Origin of the sequence: Paenibacillus sp. 102 (assembly GCF_039549175.1) — a bacterium.
Lineage (GTDB): Bacteria > Bacillota > Bacilli > Bacillales > Bacillaceae_G > Bacillus_A.
On sequence record NZ_JBCGHT010000002.1, the window covers coordinates 482,674 to 499,770 of the forward strand.

The 17,097-nt window shown below is 33.2% G+C and carries 17 protein-coding genes, 1 tRNA gene and 2 pseudogenes; 4 read left to right on the forward strand and 16 right to left on the reverse strand.

Translation table 11 applies throughout. The features are described from left to right. Positions 1-316 precede the first annotated feature (316 nt). From AAIE21_RS08435 to AAIE21_RS08460, 6 genes are all read right to left on the reverse strand, one after another. Positions 317-1,069: a DUF4047 domain-containing protein gene (locus tag AAIE21_RS08435; protein ID WP_343266344.1), complete on the reverse strand. Its 753-nt coding sequence runs from the start codon at positions 1,067-1,069 to the stop codon at positions 317-319. Between the two features lie 168 nt (positions 1,070-1,237). Then, positions 1,238-1,825 carry a TasA family protein gene (locus tag AAIE21_RS08440; protein ID WP_343266345.1) on the reverse strand — a complete coding sequence of 196 codons (588 nt, stop codon included), beginning with the start codon at positions 1,823-1,825 and terminating at the stop codon, positions 1,238-1,240. 53 nt (positions 1,826-1,878) lie between these two features. Next, the gene (gene sipW, locus AAIE21_RS08445; protein WP_343266346.1) at positions 1,879-2,454 is read right to left on the reverse strand and encodes a signal peptidase I SipW; all 576 of its coding nucleotides are present in this window, start codon (positions 2,452-2,454) and stop codon (positions 1,879-1,881) included. A gap of 134 nt (positions 2,455-2,588) precedes the next feature. Beyond that, positions 2,589-3,857 (reverse strand): D-alanyl-D-alanine carboxypeptidase family protein, encoded by a 1,269-nt coding sequence (locus tag AAIE21_RS08450; RefSeq protein WP_343266347.1) that lies wholly within the window; start codon positions 3,855-3,857, stop codon positions 2,589-2,591. A 156-nt stretch (positions 3,858-4,013) separates the two neighbouring features. Further along, the gene (locus AAIE21_RS08455; RefSeq protein ID WP_343266348.1) at positions 4,014-4,241 is read right to left on the reverse strand and encodes a hypothetical protein; all 228 of its coding nucleotides are present in this window, start codon (positions 4,239-4,241) and stop codon (positions 4,014-4,016) included. A gap of 117 nt (positions 4,242-4,358) precedes the next feature. Next, complete coding sequence (locus AAIE21_RS08460) at positions 4,359-4,895, reverse strand: hypothetical protein (protein ID WP_343266349.1); 537 nt, start codon at positions 4,893-4,895, stop codon at positions 4,359-4,361. A 212-nt stretch (positions 4,896-5,107) separates the two neighbouring features. Between AAIE21_RS08460 and AAIE21_RS08465 the strand changes: the two genes are divergently transcribed. From AAIE21_RS08465 to AAIE21_RS08480, 4 genes are all read left to right on the forward strand, one after another. Continuing rightward, positions 5,108-5,329 carry a hypothetical protein gene (locus AAIE21_RS08465; protein WP_343266350.1) on the forward strand — a complete coding sequence of 74 codons (222 nt, stop codon included), beginning with the start codon at positions 5,108-5,110 and terminating at the stop codon, positions 5,327-5,329. 243 nt (positions 5,330-5,572) lie between these two features. Beyond that, positions 5,573-5,636: transfer RNA gene (locus AAIE21_RS08470), tRNA-Val, on the forward strand. 299 nt (positions 5,637-5,935) lie between these two features. Continuing rightward, on the forward strand, positions 5,936-6,655 hold the full coding sequence (locus AAIE21_RS08475) for an AAA family ATPase (RefSeq protein ID WP_343266351.1): 720 nt from the start codon (positions 5,936-5,938) through the stop codon (positions 6,653-6,655). Between the two features lie 274 nt (positions 6,656-6,929). Beyond that, complete coding sequence (locus AAIE21_RS08480) at positions 6,930-7,388, forward strand: epimerase (protein WP_343266352.1); 459 nt, start codon at positions 6,930-6,932, stop codon at positions 7,386-7,388. Positions 7,389-7,480: 92 nt separating this feature from the next. On the opposite strand, the gene AAIE21_RS08485 is transcribed toward AAIE21_RS08480, so the two are convergent. The 10 genes and pseudogenes from AAIE21_RS08485 to AAIE21_RS08535 all read right to left on the reverse strand — a co-directional run bounded on the left by AAIE21_RS08485 (position 7,481) and on the right by AAIE21_RS08535 (position 17,070). Beyond that, positions 7,481-7,633 carry a hypothetical protein gene (locus tag AAIE21_RS08485; RefSeq protein WP_343266353.1) on the reverse strand — a complete coding sequence of 51 codons (153 nt, stop codon included), beginning with the start codon at positions 7,631-7,633 and terminating at the stop codon, positions 7,481-7,483. Between the two features lie 68 nt (positions 7,634-7,701). Then, entirely contained in the window at positions 7,702-8,043 is a 342-nt protein-coding gene (locus tag AAIE21_RS08490) for a YolD-like family protein (protein ID WP_343266354.1), read from the reverse strand. Then, a complete protein-coding gene (locus tag AAIE21_RS08495) occupies positions 8,040-9,305 on the reverse strand; it encodes a Y-family DNA polymerase (RefSeq protein WP_343266355.1) in 1,266 nt (421 codons plus the stop codon). The genes AAIE21_RS08490 and AAIE21_RS08495 overlap by 4 nt, the downstream gene beginning before the upstream one ends. 620 nt (positions 9,306-9,925) lie before the next feature. After that, positions 9,926-10,170, reverse strand: a pseudogene (locus AAIE21_RS08505) (sensor histidine kinase); the annotation flags it as partial. A 37-nt stretch (positions 10,171-10,207) separates the two neighbouring features. Next, positions 10,208-11,365, reverse strand: a complete 1,158-nt coding sequence (locus AAIE21_RS08510; protein ID WP_343266356.1) for a serine hydrolase domain-containing protein — start codon at positions 11,363-11,365, stop codon at positions 10,208-10,210. Positions 11,366-12,123: 758 nt separating this feature from the next. Continuing rightward, the gene (locus tag AAIE21_RS08515; RefSeq protein ID WP_343266357.1) at positions 12,124-13,455 is read right to left on the reverse strand and encodes an erythromycin esterase family protein; all 1,332 of its coding nucleotides are present in this window, start codon (positions 13,453-13,455) and stop codon (positions 12,124-12,126) included. Between the two features lie 657 nt (positions 13,456-14,112). Then, positions 14,113-14,607, reverse strand: a pseudogene (locus tag AAIE21_RS08520) (Y-family DNA polymerase); the annotation flags it as partial. 369 nt (positions 14,608-14,976) lie between these two features. Further along, entirely contained in the window at positions 14,977-15,111 is a 135-nt protein-coding gene (locus tag AAIE21_RS08525; protein ID WP_343266358.1) for a hypothetical protein, read from the reverse strand. Next, entirely contained in the window at positions 15,108-16,202 is a 1,095-nt protein-coding gene (locus AAIE21_RS08530) for a response regulator aspartate phosphatase (RefSeq protein WP_343266359.1), read from the reverse strand. The genes AAIE21_RS08525 and AAIE21_RS08530 overlap by 4 nt, the downstream gene beginning before the upstream one ends. A 229-nt stretch (positions 16,203-16,431) precedes the next feature. Next, the gene (locus tag AAIE21_RS08535) at positions 16,432-17,070 is read right to left on the reverse strand and encodes a hypothetical protein (protein ID WP_343266360.1); all 639 of its coding nucleotides are present in this window, start codon (positions 17,068-17,070) and stop codon (positions 16,432-16,434) included. Positions 17,071-17,097 lie beyond the last annotated feature (27 nt).

Consider the following 17,097-nt stretch of genomic DNA (forward strand, 5'->3'; position numbering starts at 1 on the left):
ACTGTTTTTTTTCTATGGTCAATGTATGTACAATACCCCTTGGATCTGTCTGTTCTTTAAAAAGCTACCTTATGTTCATTATAAAGAACACAGAGGTGTAATTGCAACCATAAAATAGATTAAATTTGTTTCTCAAATTTTTACATAATATTCAGAATAAATATCTTTTATAATGAAAAATTTCCACAATTGCCAATAGGTTCTTCCACTAATATGAAGTGAAACTTTAATCAATAGATTCCTATCACCAATCATGCTTTTACGGACAGTACTCCCTACTAAATTTTAAAATAGCAGTGTTACTGTCCGTGAATTGCTACTGTACTACTTTTGTCGATTGTTCCTTAGATTGCTCTTTTGGTTGTTGCAATACCGAATTTTCCGGTTCTACTTCTTGTGAAGGCTTTTTCTCTTCTAACTGATCCTTTTCTTGCACAGTTACTACTTCTTCTTTCTTTTCAGGCGGTACGATTTGTTCAGCTGGCTTTTCTACTTCTTTTGATTGCTCAAGTAGCTTTTGCTTTGCCTTTTCATCATCTATTTGCTTTTGGAACTCTTGAATTTGTTCATCTATTTTTTGCAAATTCACTTGCTTATCTACATTCTCACAAACTTTCTTAATAAACGCTAAACCAGCTTGTGTAGACTGAATGAGTTGTTGATTAGATTCCAAATGATTATTTTTTTCACTTTCTACTAATTGGTTATAATAACTCTCAATCTCTATGTATATATTTTGCAACGCCTCACGCTCAGGAGCAATCTTTTCACGCTGCCCTTTCCAGAGGTTCAGCTTTTTTTCAAGCGCTTCTACAGAAGTTGTTTCTGGCTCCTTCTTCATCTCATCATATGCATGCAAAATAGATTGTTCATGCTGCTGAGCATCGTTTTTTAATACATCAATTGTTTTCGGAAATACAGGTGCTGCGGAAATAACACCTTGAACCTGTTGCTCTTTTACAAAAGCAGCTTCTGTATGAGTAACGATTTGAGAGCCCATATAAAAAGCAGCCGAACACATACATGGTAATATGAGCATCGCTTTTATCCTCTTTGAAGTTTTTGACATTATACCCTCTCCCACTACGTGCATTTCACGTTCTTTATGAAGAACTTATATATTCATTATAATGAAGTTGTATTCAAATGAAAAGAAAAAGCTGTATCATTTTTCACTTCATCTAACTCTTATATCTATCAAAAAAAAGCTATCGTTTTTGATAGCTTTTTCCTCTGTTTATTTTTCCTCACCTTTTGTTTGCTGAGCATCGAATGTCCATTTCAACTCAAGTGTATCTCCTTGGAATTGATTTTGATTTTTTCCATTATCCATAAACTCGAATTTCACTTTAAATGTATCCTTGTTTCCCGCTTTAATTCCCTTCTCATCTACTCTCTCAGAAAGGGCATCGTCATTAACTGGTACCGATGGTTTTCCTGTTAATTGAGATAATTTCTTTTCTTTAATAATCGCATGCCCCTTGTCCATATTTCTTAAAATCGTCACTTTAATCTGGTCACCAAAATCTTCAGTATTGTCACCTTTCGCATCTTTCACGCTATATTCGGAGTATAATAAAACTTTTTCAATATCTACTGTTCCGCTATTTACCAATTCAAAATCGCGAATGATTGTATCACCAGGCTTAATATTATTAACATTAATAATTGCTGTCGGATTTGCAGTTAAATCAAGCGTACCTGCCGCAAATGTATTATTTGAGACTTCTTTATCGCTAAAGTACGCATATGTTCCTCCTCCAATTAACGCTGCTCCCAAAAGCGCTGATGTAATTCCCATTCCCATTTTTTTCTTTAAGGTCATGTCCATATCCCCCAATAATATTTATAATCTCAAAAATAGAGAAAATAACGGAATTACACAGATTGTCCAACATCTGTAGATTTATTTTTCTTTTCATTATCAATGCTGCGGATTGCACTAAAAATAGAAATGATAGAATACATAAGTAAGCATACGCCTGGAATAATTAAAAGTAAGGCAGCTCCTGCTTTTGAACTTGCATAATTCAACAAATATCCCACATATGGAATTGTAATATCATCATATTTTCCAATAACATTTTCCGCTAAGACTGGCTTTAAATCTGGGCCATTATTATTGTCACCTTTTGTTTCATACATAACTTTTCCGTTTACATCTTTCACGCCAATAATACGGTGAGTGACAATTTTTTTCTCATCTTCTTTAAAAGTAATTACATCACCTTTTTTATATTTAGATCCATCCTTCGTTGGTTCAATCGCAATAATTGAACCGGTTAAAAATGTTGGTTCCATCGATCCAGATAGTACCGTTTTAAATTGATATCCCATTACCGTTGGATCTCCGCCGCTCGCCTTTGATGAAATGACAACAAAGGCTAAACAAACCATGAGCGCAAATAAAACAAATGAGATAACGTTACTAATAATCTTCCAAACTAGTTTCATCCGTATCTCCTCCTTTTTATTATGTATATGCACGTAAAACTAGGATATCCGGAATTGTTCTTAACAGAGAACTTAAATCAATACTATAATGAACAATCAAAAAACGCAATAAAAAATAGGCAATTGCTCATTGCCTATTCTCCTTCTGAAACCGCATTCTTTTTAGCTCGTCTTACCATATATAAACCGATTATCATGAAAGCAATACATCCAATTCCGACACTTGCCATCAATCCAAATGGATACGTAGGCTCAGCTGGCTTTATGTTTTTTTTCGGCATTGCAAATGTAACATCTTCCTTAGAAAGAACATTAATGCTTTCGATTGTTTGATTATTTTTCGTCACATTTACTGTCCCAATGACATCTCCGCGGTGAATCCCTTTTTGATATAGTTTTTCATTATCAACCGGAGCCGCTTTAAAGACTGTTTTCACATTCTTTCCTTCATCTTTCTTTAACATCAATTCTGCACTTTTTTCAAGTTCACAGTCTATGTTTTTATCTAGATATGATGCTTTCTGATGCCAATTATTTTTATCTAACACCATTTGCTTTGTAAATTGCGCGAAGGAATGATCTGCAATTTGACGCATATCTTCGTAGATTTCTGGTCTTTGTGATGCCATCACCACATTAATAATACGATTACCATCTTTTTCATTTAATAATACAAGTGTATTGCGCGCTTCATTTGTAAAACCTGTTTTTCCCCCAATACTGTATGGGTTTTCAAAATAGGTAGCTTTATTAAAAATAGAAACCGTTTGTCTAGATGTTGTAACCGTTATCCTTTTTGTATTCATAGCTTGTAAAATCTCAGGATATTGCTGAATCCCTCTCGTAATCATTGCCATATCATATGCCGTCGTATAATGATTCGGGTCATGTAAACCATTTGGTGTTATAAAATGGCTATCTTTTGCTCCTAGTTGCTTTGCTTTCTCATTCATCATATTCGCAAAGTTCTCTATGCTTCCCCCAACACGTTCACCAATTGCATACGAAACATCATTTGCACTCAGCACCATTAAAATTGTGAGCGCTGTATTCCGATCGATCGTTTCCCCTACTTGAAATTCAAGTTGATAATTACTCTTCTCCTGATCTAATGCAGGTTGTGAAAACGTAAATTGCTCCTCCGGCTTCACATGCTCCATTAATAAAATAGCAGTCAATACTTTCGTCATACTTGCCGGAAATGCATGTTGATATGCATTTTTGTCGTACAACACATCCCCTGTTTTTGCATCGATTGAAACTGCAAACTGACCAAACACATTTGGACCTTGGCCAGGTGCCGGTACTGGTGCAGTGCTAGTTTCAGCATACAATGTCATAGGTGTTAAAAAGAATAAACAAATAACCATAATAAAAACCGAAATCTTCTTACAATTTACCATATGACTCTCCCTTTTCTATTTTCTTTTTCACCGTATGTACTAACCCTACCAATCCGGCAGGAAATTGGTATTAAAATGGAAAAATAATTACCATTTTTCACTATATCATAATTTTACAAGAAAGGACATAATCATATGTATAAAAATGAGAAGGACTCATTCTTTCTTATCCTTCTCATCAGCCAATAAATCTATTAAATTATTTCCAGCTTCCTCTTCTGTAATCTCATCAGTCATTCCCATAAAGGACCAGCCCTTTGAATCCACCCATTCAATAAACTCATCTAAAAACTCATCATGAGAAACATCAACATCAAGAATCGCGCCATTTATTGAAATTGTTCTATTTCTAGATACAAGCATCTTGAAAGATTTTCTTACCATTCGTATATGCTCCTTTAATCTATGAATATTTATAAATCTATTCTCTATTTCTGTTATATACTATTTCCATGAAATTGTAAAAAGAATATCCTACCAAAACAAATAGAAATGAAACATTTATTTGCTATATCGCTTAATATAATCATCATAAGTAGGAATTTCACTCGCATTACCAGCACCAGCTTTTGCGTTATTAAACACATCTTTCTCTTTCAATCTATTTTGTCCGATATCAAGATCATGGAAAATACGGTGAACATATAGTAAAGCTGTTGTATCATGATTTTGAACTGAAATAGCAAGCAATTTTCTAGCTCGCTCCAAATCTTCTTTCAAATCTCCTTTACATAAAGAAACCGCTTCATTTAACGTTGTATCAATTAATTTGAATCCCGATTCGTTTTTTTCCCAAGCTGGAGCATCCTTTTTCTCAAAATCCTCATACTTTTCCCAACCTGTAATCGTATTTAAATCACTATGCATTTCTCTTATCTTCATTCCAATATCTTTTGATTTATCTATCTCTTTCATTGTCTCAGTTTCTTCAACATTCATTTCTTGTTTATCTGTTTTATGAAACCACATTATGCCGCCGAGTAAAACTCCCAATAAAACAAGGCCTCCGATAACAAAACCAATCACTTTTTTAACCATTGTGATACTCTCCTTTTATTTATAGATCATAAGCTTATATCGATTTTTCAAATTAAACCGATATATATTATTTACAATAATACTGTATTACCGGTTCACACGTAATACATATAAACTTCTACCCGATTTCATTTACTCTAGTATTTATTCTGTATATAATTAAATGGAATATTTAGGAAAACAAAATGAACCAAAGGAAAAGGAGGCGTTTTATGACTCGTTGTACGAATTGTAAAGCGAAATGGAAAGCAAAAGATACATGGTCACTTCTCATGCAAAATGATGGTAAAGACTGCCCCTATTGTTTAGAAAGACAATACCTTTCAGATGATACATTTGAATTCGGTGCTCATGCTTTACCTTTTTTATTTCTTTTTCCCTTCTTTGTTGAATTAAGTAATACAAGTCCTTTATTAAAATTTAGGAAGAAATAATACAAGCGGACGTTCTTTTCTTTCATTTAAACACTTGCAATGATCACTTCTAAAAAAACCATATTCTATAAACCTTTCTGTCTTCTAACCCGTCCAACCTTTCCGTACACTTCTCATTTCCAAATAGTATATAACAGTTTACATATTACAATTAAAAACTATTGTAATGTGACACTTAGTTATGTATAATCTACTTAACAGAATTATCAGACATAAAACAACATCAATATTTATTACGACCCCGTAGCTCAGCAGGGAGAGCGCCACCTTGACAGGGTGGAGGTCGTGAGTTCGAGCCTCTCCAGAATCATACTGAACCCCCTTGATATTCAAGGGGGTTTCTTATATATAATAGTTTACTTTAATTGATGAAACAGTGCTTTTGGGGCAGAAATTTTTATTTTGTTCTTATCATGGCTTTATTCCTCCTAATTATTATTAGAGATTACTTTGTGATAATATTCTTTTTATTATTAACCTTACAAAAATGTAATTTGTTATGTAAGGTTAATAGATGGTTGATAATGATAGTAATTTGATATTATAAAACATAGAATTACACAACTGAAATTTTTATATTAAATACAGTCTTTGCGGGTGATTATAATGGGTTTAAAACGAATTACATTATTACGTGAAAATATTTCATCTTTTGATTGTTATCCTTTTTCAATACCTTCGATAAAAAATATTCATGAAATAGAGTTAGAAAGTAGTGTAACCTTCTTTGTTGGAGAAAATGGTTCTGGTAAATCTACTTTATTAGAAGCGATTGCAGATAAATGTGATTTCAATACTGCTGGAGGCGGACGAAATAATACTTATGATGTTCATGCATCTGAATCTGCTCTCAGTGATTATATAAGACTTTCTTGGTTACCTAAAATAACTGATGGGTTCTTTTTACGAGCAGAATCTTTTTACAACTTCGCCACTCATATTGATGAAATTGATAAAGAATTTAGAAGTTATGGTGGCCAATCACTTCACAAACAGTCTCATGGCGAATCTTTTTTATCATTATTTTTGCATCGTTTTAAGGAGAAATCCATCTATCTTTTAGATGAACCAGAAGCAGCTTTATCACCAGCAAGGCAGTTAACTTTATTGAGGATTATTTATGACTTAGCTTCTAAAGGTAACTCACAGTTCATAATAGCTACGCATTCGCCAATTTTATTAGGATATCCAGATGCAGATATTTTAAGTTTTGATGATGGTCAAATTTCAAAAATTGAATACGAAATGACTGATCACTATCAAATAACAAATTATTTTTTACAACATAGGGAAAAATTTTTGTTTGAAATATTCAAAGAAGATTGATATCGAAAGACCATACTAAGAACGCATAAAAGCGTTCTTTTTTATGTTACTAATATCAAAAATTAACACATAGAACCTGTATAGATTCTTATATATATCCTAACGAATAATCATTAGTTCCCTTTCTTTTATTATCAAGATCATTCACAATAAAGAAACATTTTGTTATCAGAATACACAATAAGCTCAATCCAATCACTTTATTGTGGTATTCTATATAAGATTTTTTTCAGGATATTCTTCCTTTTGATATTAATATTTTTTTGGAGGCTTTATGAATCAGCAAAATAATAACAAAACAAGTAATATTACAGCAGGATTGGTTATAGTCTCGGGATTAGTTTTACCTATTTTTCTCCCTGCATTTCTTATGCTAATATTAGAAAAATGGATGCCGGATGAAATTGTATACCCAGGTATACTGTCATTATTCATTTTATCATTCGAGTTGTTTATACTGGCGGGTATCTTCACTAAAATTTTAAGCTTTTTCGGTTTATCTGAGAAGAAGATAGACGAATTAGGATTTTTAGGTTTTACTATCTCAGGGGTTACTTCATTCCTTGCTATATATGTAGGATATTTTTTGATGTCGAACATTAAATTAACATCAGTAAAATTATCACCTAATAGCATTTTAATTATCGCTATTGTATCTACAATTGTTTTGATGATTTTATTAAAAATATTAAATTCTTTTGATATTTCGAATGAAGAAAAGATAAATGAATAACTTTTTCAATATAAAAGGAAGCTATTAACAAGGCTTCCTTTTCATTTTCCTCTTTATGAATAGTTACTTTTTCTAGAAATGCTTAACACCCATTAACCACTTAAAATAATAACTAATAGTTGTAAAAATCGTATCAAATAAATATTTGATACGGTTTTTACTTTTTCATCCCCAGCGTATCTCCCTCTATTTTCAAGTCTATATATATTTCTTTCTCTTTCATTTATCTCTTCACCAGCTCGCACAGAAGTTTTCACCAATTTCATATTCATCTAGTACAGCAAGTATGAAATCTCCTGTAGTTCAATAACGCTCATTCTACGTCAATTACATCTATAAATGTAAACCTCTTCTTATAATGAAATGCATCCGTACATATAACTTCCTTTTTTAAAGGATCGATATCGACAACGGTCATATAACTAGTAAGTAGGTAACCATCCTCATAGTATGTAATTAATAGTTCTTCTTCGGTTAATAACGAAGTTAGTAGACGATTCTCAATTCGTTCCTTGACGTCTTGCGTTACGATCGGTCGTGACACTTTTGCATTTTCCTTAATGATTTCGCGTATACCAATAAATTGTTCCGGCATACTTGCAAATGGCTGCCATTTTACCATACCTCTTCCTTTTGGCATATTTGCGTTATTCATGATTTGTGTCCCCCTAGTAGTATGTTTCGATATCTCGCAGTTGCATTTTCTGTATAGGAAACGCCTCGTAAAATGCTATTTTTTCCGAAACGTGTTCTGATTTCATCCATGACCTGCGTAAGTCTCATTTCTTTTTCTCGTTGTATTACGTTATCAAATAACGACATCTGTTCTTCACCTTCTGTGACTAGATTCGTTAGTGATATACGAACCGTTCGAATTGGCTCACCCGTGTATAGTTTATGTAAATAATATGTACAAACGTGATACACATCCATCGTTAAATTGGTCGGCCGACTGAACGTGTGCGTTTTTCTAAAGCCACCACCGTACCCTTTACTACTACCTATCGAAAGGTGGATTGTTCGAGCGAGTTTCTTTTGCATGCGTAATCGATAGCACACTTCTTCTGTATGCTCGAGCAAAATGATCGGAATCTCATCTATCATATAATCACGTAATAATATCTGGCTCTTAGCGATAGTTTTTTCCGCCTGGATATGTTTTTCCGATATACGACTGAAATCTATACCGTTACTATGTAAGTGTAATTCTTCTCCGAGTACCCCAAAGTTTTGTTTTAAATATTTCAGTGGATAGTTCGCTAGATCACCGATTGTATAAATTCCTTTTCGGTTTAACTTCGCTTCTGTTTTGTACGATATACCCCAAAATTTACTGAGCGGCCCTATACTCCATAACTTCTCGGGTATATCGTCGTACGTCCATTGTGTAATCCCGGTTTTGTTCCGCTTCGCCTCACTATCCAGTGCTACTTTACTCAATAATAAGTTCGGACCAATACCAATCGTACTTTCGATCCGTGTACGTTCATATATTTCTTGCTTGAACTTTAAAGCAAACTCGCATGGATTACTCGCAAACAAATGAATACTCGCAGTCATATCCATGAAAAACTCATCGATACTATATTGATGAAAATCTTCGGGCGCGACATACTGCAATGCTAAACTCGTTATGTAATTTGAACATTTCATATACGTATGCATAATTGGATTCACAATAATAATATCTGGTCGCTTCGGTATTTCGTACAACCTTGCCATCTTCTTTACTCCTAACGCTTTTAATGGCGGTGTTGCTGCTAATACGATTGATCCACTGCGGTTTACATCTCCTACGACAGCCAATTTTGTATATCGTGGATCAAGTCCTTTTTTAATGCAGGATACGCTTGCATAAAAGCTACGAAGATCTACACATAAAATAATCCGATTCGGTAAAAGAGAATAATCATACAAGGTTATCACTCCTAATAAAAGAACATTTGTTCTCATTGTATACGAACCTACGTTCTTTTTAAAGGTGTTTCTATGAAAATTTTGGTTAAAATAACCGTAATTTAAAACTCTTTCAAAAAACTCAAGGAACTTCCCCCTATATTCAAATTAATAAAATAAGGATATAAAAAATGAGCTTATTACCTATACACTAAAAACTATGTCTGTGGAACAGCTAGAAGTTCAAGTAACTCATGATCACTAAAAAAACATTAAATCTTTATTCTCAAGACATAATTTATATAAATTCCTTTGTTGCTTACATGTGTGAAGATAATAAAATCATTTAATTTTGTACCCAAAAATAAAACACCTGCCTATCAAATTTATAGATAGGCAGGTGTGAAAGTTATTAAAATAAAGTATGGTAATTTACTTCAGTTTTATTGTTTCTCATTCATATATTTCTCTAAAGTTAGTTTTTTCTTGTATATTTTTTCAGCAAAATCTCCTACATAGTGCATGTGCCAAGATTCATCCGCATAACCAGTTACATTCTTCTTTTTTCTATTTTTAATAGCTTCGTAATAAAAGCTATTAAACAGCAAAGGTGCGAAGTCTTAAATTAGACTTCACACCTTATACAAATTTACAATCAGTGATGGTACCAACACAAATGCAATAATATATACATAATAATCACTCATTATATCTGTTGCTTTTGTAATCGGCTGGAGAGAAGACAATGTATAAATAAATCCTTTTACTTAGCCATCTTTCATGATTGGTTTGATTGTCTCTAGATACTTAATCCCTTCTATACTAATTTCATTCTGTACCCATTCTTCTCCTTGTAATTTCAATCGGTAATCCATTCCGATTGAAATTACAAATGACAAAATTTATCCGTTTTTCCTTTTTTCCTACTTGCTAAATTCAGCAAGTAAAATATTTTTAAAAGGATCAGGATTATTAATGTTAAAACTGTTCAAATTGACGGCCAATGTATGCTTGCCTCCAAGTGTTCCACCAGCAAAAGTGGAAAACCCTAGAACGCCACCTTTGTGTCCCCATACCGAGACACCGTTCGGAAGCTTAGTTTCAAAGATTCCAAGACCATATCCGGTTCCTTCTCTTTCTGTAGGAACTGTAGTAAGCATTTGTTTTAGTTGCTGTTCCTTCAGTAATTTGCCACTGAGTAAGTAAGAGAAGAATTTGTTTAAGTCGTCAGCAGTAGAAATCATATCTCCATCCGAGCTACCTGGGTTAATATAAGTAACGTCTTTTAGCTCACTTGCTCCGTCTAGTTGGAAATAGCCACGGGCATGCTTGGTGCCTGGAATCACGCTTGAATTGCCAGGTAGGAATGTATTTGACAAATCAAGCGGTTCAATAATCCGATTTTCAACCTCTTCCGCATAGCTGTTTCCAGTTACTTTTTCAATAAGGATCCCCAGTACTACGTATCCTGTGTTTGAATAAGACCAACCCTTTCCTGGGGCAAAGTCTGGGGGAAGAGAAATCCCCATCTTTACGAATTCTTCAGCCGTATACGATTTTTTTGTATCCATAATATCAAAGTCTTTTGAATTTATATAGTCAGCAATACCACTTGTATGATTCAATATCTGCCGGATAGTAATCTGGTTACCATCATATCCGTTTCCTTGAATGACACCAGGCAACCATTTTTCAATGGAGTCGTCTAGATTCAAACGGTTCTCTCCAGATAATTGAAGTAGAACTGTTGCAATGAACGTTTTCGTCACACTGCCAATGCGAAAGCGAAAATCTGATTTCATTGGTTTCTTGATTCTCAGATCCGCTATCCCAGCGGCATAACTCCAAGTTTTACCACTCTTAGAAATTTTAGCGAGTATTCCCGGGTATCCAAGTTGCAGTGTATCCCGCATTGCTTCCTTAACGGAAGTACGATCTCGTTGAGTACTTGTTTGTAACGAACTAGATACATTTTGCGTGGGTTCTGCTTTTACAATTGAGGTTGGTGTTATGTATAACAGGGAACTTCCAGCTATTAAAATTGCTAGACTTGCACATGTAATTTTACTACGTGTTTTCATAAAGCATTCCTCTCCTCTATTTAAATTGTATAGATGGTTGATAGCTGTGTCATATACTAACCACACAGTTATCAACTCTACTAGTGACAAAAAGCCAACATTTTCCGTATGCATGTTAACCATAGAAATTACTTCTTTTCCTTAAAACACTCTTGTTACTGATTTGTTTTTCATATATAGGTCATACTTGTTTGCCCTTTCACGCCTCCTTATATTTTTATCATAAACAATGAAAATCTCTTTTTTCTTACCTATTCCTTACAAATTCCTTACATTCGAAATCGCTTCTATAATAGGGGCGCAGAAGTATCTATACCCAAAAGCGTAAAAAAAGAAACACCGAGGTTTTTCACTTCTGTGTTTCTTTTTTGCACTTTAAATATTGAAGATTAGCTTTACTCTTAACAGGTTAAATTGCGCGGATCTTTTCTAATGTAATTATTCTTCTTGCTATATCACACAAATGGAATTGTACTGTACGAAACATTCCTAATGTTGTTAAAACCACTTGTTTCTATGTTGAAATTTAACCTAGGGGATACTCATATCCAACAGTTTAAGAAAAAGAAATGCCCCTCAAAAACAAAAAATGAGCTGACTTCTCAAAATAACTAAATGTAGAGACAACAACTTTTCATTTAGGGGGTACTTCAAAACCTTAGCTTAATGGAATAATATGACTGACATTTTTAAACAACTCTATTAACGCTTAACACTACCATCAATACTACACTCCTTTGAGCAACATTATTACAAATTTATTGATGTAGTTGAGATGGACTCACTTTTTGAATTTGAACAAGTATATCAAACGATTTACCTAATGATATATCAACAGTTTTTGGTATATCAGGGCCTTCCATAGTTATTCCAGCGAAAATTGGATGTTGTTCGTTTAACCAAGTTTTTGTCACTCCGTTCGCCTTGCGTAAATCAATAAAAAATTGATCTTTTTTGACCTGTCCAAAGATGTAGTTATAACTGTTTGGATCATCTGATTTTAATGTTCCATATGGGCCAAATTCACCGTCACTATTATAGACATTATATCGGCCTTCGTAAACTGATGTTCCAATAGATACATACCGTTTCCCATAATATTCTGCTAAATGCTGCCCAGCTACTTTAGGGTATACAAAAGGAATCATATTTGTTTTCGAAACGTGCCCATTATGTCCCCAAACAATGGTTTTTCCTAAATGTTCTTCAGTCCACTTCGCATTTTCATACATTGCAATATCATGTTTCAAAAAGAGATCCGATGGTTTATCAGGAGGTGACGCTAACATTGTAGTAAACTGTTCAATAATACGAGCATTTTGTTTTATCCATGCGAACTCATTAGATTTCCCATTTAAATAACTTTTATTTTCTTCTAATAAAGCACTGATTTGTTTAGCATCTGAAATATACTTTTCTTTTTCTTCTTTCGTGAGGCTGCTAAAGGTATCCATATCCTTTGTTACAGGAATAAGACCTTTTATCTTCTCTTCTACTCTAGGTACAAGATCTGAATTGTTTCTTTTAATATATTCTATTATATTATTATAAACATTCTCGTTTACTGATTGAATATCCATCCCAATGACACGCACTTTAGATTTATGTTTTGGATTAGCATTATATTGCCGAATCCAACTGAATAGATCTAATATTTCTTTCGTCTTAAATGTAGGTGATAGATGTTGGCTTGGGTTTCCCTTACCAGTAAGAACATATCGATCAAGTTCCAAAGCTCTGTCCCATCCCTCTTCTAAAACTAAGTTGGTAAAGCCCTTTTCAGATACTAAATAATTAACAATACGGTGTTTCATTGTAAAAATTTCATGAGCCCCATGCGTAGCTTCACCTAAACCTACAATTGAAGCTGAACCTACCATATTCTTAAGTAGTTTTAAATCATTAAGAGATGCAGTTGGATTAGTTGTTTTTAAAGGCTTTGCATGCAATTCTAACCATCCCGCTATTTGATTTGTATTATAGGGAGCTGTAACAGAAACTTCTGTTTTCGAATCTGCATAAGTACTTCCTACAAAATTAGTCAGTATTATAGCAGAAGCACTAATTGCGATAATTATTTTCTTTTTCATAAAAACCTCCTGAAATACTTCTTTATTAATTTTTGACATGCTCTGCGAACTTCCGTTTAAACCATTCATTTTCTTATTACTGTTAAGATACATTTATTCTAGTTCCTAAAACTCACTTATTTCTTAATAGGTTCTTAAGAAATTCTTAATTCACTCATACCAATATAAAACCAAATAGCCTTCAATCCATAAATAAAGGAAGCTAGATATTTGGTTATTCATTCCTTAAGCTTAATGCTCAAGTTAGTCTTTTTTCACACGGTTAAACTAAAAAAGCATCATTCTTTCTAAATAAGCTAGCTTAGAAAAGATGATGTTTTTTGGTACTTAATTAAGGTGTTAAAATCTCTTAAGTTGATAGCGATGGGGCGATACCCCTTCAATAAAATTTCTACATTTTATTGGATATGAAATGGTAAATAAAAGCATCTTATAATCCCCTGTAATTAACAATTTCTTTTAAAATTCCCCTTAACTTTAAACCTACATATGGACTGTATTTTTAAAGAAATTAGAAAGAAATATACTTAGATATACAAAACTCTTCCCTATCTCATTACATATTAATGTACATAAATAATGTACACTCTATGATTAATCGCTAAATGTTGCTAACATGGGCTTTTTAATTATGTACAAATCAAATTTTAGTAGTCTCAGTGCTACCTTACTCATTATTAAATTGGGACCAATGCCGATTGTGCATATAATACGCGTACTGTCGTAGACTTCACGCTTAAAATTTAGTGCGAATTCGTACGGACTAGCCGCAAACAAATGAATACTGGCCGTCATATCCATAAAAAATTCATCTATTGAATACTGGTGAAAGTCTTCCGGTGCTACGTATTGTAGCGCTAGTTTCGTTATGCAATTCGAGCATTTCATATACATATGCATAATTGGATTAACGATAAGTATATCTGGTCGTTTAGGTATTTCGTATAATCGAGCCATTTTCTTAACACCCAATGCTTTTAGCGGTGGTGTCGCTGCCAGCACTATCGATCCACTTCGATTTACATCACCCACTACGGCAAGTTTTGTATATCTTGGATCTAGTCCTCTTTTGATACAACTGACTGATGCATAAAAGCTTTGTAAATCGACGCATAGGATGATTCGATTAGGCAAAAGAGAATATTCGTACAAGATAATCACTCCTAAAATTCAGAACACTAGTTCCTCTTATATGCGAACTTACGTTCCTTTAGAAGGGGTTTTTAAGAAAATATTGGTTAAACGAACTATTTTAGTTCTACACAAATGAAGATTATTACGTAATATTAGGTGTGGATGTGAATGGATTAGTTGGTTCTCCCACTTCAAAATATGAAACTATTCTTTAAATCTAAAATTGTATTGATTAAAGTACGACATCCCAAAGGGCTCCGTTGTCTAAATAAATACGATACATATTTTGTCATTTTTTATAAATACCCTCTTTTGTATTACTTCATATTTCCGTACAAAAAAAGCAAGGATTTCTCCTTGCTTTCATGTGTCCTTTCATTTAAAACATCAACCACCACCGTCTCCATCTGCCATGCTTTTCACTAAAGTAATAGTTTGTTCCTTATCTACTGAAGTATGTACTCCAAGTGTTAAAGTAAAAATCGTTACAATTCCCATTAAGCTAAGTAATGTCTTCTTCATTTTAACGCCCCCTTCCTATGAATTTCTTTTTTTGCCTCATAACTTAAATAAAAATACTTGCTACTCTGCTCAAAATTACCTTCATTATGATACTGAACAGCCACTACCTCAGTATATTCTTGGATATACTCCCATAATTCTTCTTTTTTGAAGTAGTCCATTCCTGCTAAAACTGCTTTTTCCAACTCCTGAGCTGAAACCTTTTTATTCATTTCCCTAAGGATTACAAAACGATATTGATATTGTTCATTCTCTAAATTCGTACAAATGCTTAACCCTTTTTCAATTAATTCTGATGCTATATTTGTTTCACCTAATTTAAAGTGTTCTCTAGCTTTAATAAAAATAGCTTTATAATGATTTGGTGAATTTTTGATTACCTCAGAAAGATAACGAATGGCTACTTCTGAAAGATCTTGACTTCCATACATTAAGCCAAGATTATGTTTCACCATCGTAATAAACTTCTTTTCACCTATCTTCTGGAAAGTGTTCATTGCAGAAGTCAAATACTCTTCAGCCAACTCATACTCTTTCAAATGTGTACAAGCTAGTCCTAAAAGGTTATTACAAAAAGCAATATTTGTTTCACAGCCAGTATGTTTTAAAAACATATCTTTTGCTTTATTTAAATACCTCATAGCTAGTACAGCTTGATAAGTATCGTAATAAGAATACCCTAGCTTATAATAAAACTCAGCATGTTCAAGTTCATCAGAAATATACTTCAAGAGACCTTCTGCATTCTCATAGTGCTCTTTCGCTAACTTATATTCACCAATTGCATCAGAGTGAATAGCTTTAAAGAAATGATAATAGTAAGCCAGTAAATTATTTGTTGGTACTCCTAAAAAGTCAATTTCATCAAAACTATCTTTAGATACTCCCAAATTATCCATTAAGTAATTATATCGAAAGTCTAGAAGTAAGTAATGCTGTAATAGCTCTGAGTTTTCTTTAATCTCATTAACTTTTGCAGCTATTTCTTGTTTTAAACTATTCGCTTTTTCCAAATGTCTAGAGCGAATCTCTAAATACCATTGGTTTAATAATTGAGTAACCTGTTCATTCCCCTTTGTGTGAACGTTCATAAATAACCTCCTCATCCTATTTTCTATAAAAGCTCCCTATAATAAACAATAGCAAAATTCAAAGAAACAAGGAGTATATATTTTTATTTCTCAAGAATATTCTGCTTTTAGAGAAAATAATATGGTAAATGAAATTTTATTGGTGATTTTTTAAATATATGAATCAACCGACAAATAAAGACGAAACAACACACTGATCCTTTTTTAAGAGGATTCCTCACTTAGATTACTATCTTTTCAACGTTCCCACCCAAACATCTCCTACATTTACGTTATAAAGAATGTCATACCCATCATTAAGTTTGATTTTTTCGTTTTTGTAAGATTGATTGATAATCTCATCGACCTCATCTTTCGTCTTAACCCCTAAATTCATATCTTTTTTTAACTCTTCCCCCCAATACACGTCCGCATCAATGTGAGCTTCCCATTCAAATAAAGCTAATTTACCTTTGAATGACTCATATTTATGAAATGGGAATGTTTTTTCATTTGTCTGTTTGTCAAATGTAGCATCATAAAATTTGACACAGTCTTTATACGCAACTACAATTTGTGATTTCATAAAGTCTGGTTCATATAACCAAATTTTTAAATAGAAGTTCTCATTTTCTTTCTCCATTTTTTTATACCAACTCAAATATACATCGATCATTTCGTTTAATAACAAACGTCTATACCAATTCGGTGGATTGATGCGGGCTAATGAATAAAAAGGATGAATCCATAGTTTGGCATAATCTCTCTGGTTCTCTCGTATATCGTTCATATCCAAGTCGATTACATTCCGTCTCCATTTATCTATTTTTCTCTTGTGTCGCTTCCATCCCCTAATTTTCTTCTTTTTGGAATGATAAAACCCCCTCATTCATACACATCCTTTTGTGATTTTGAA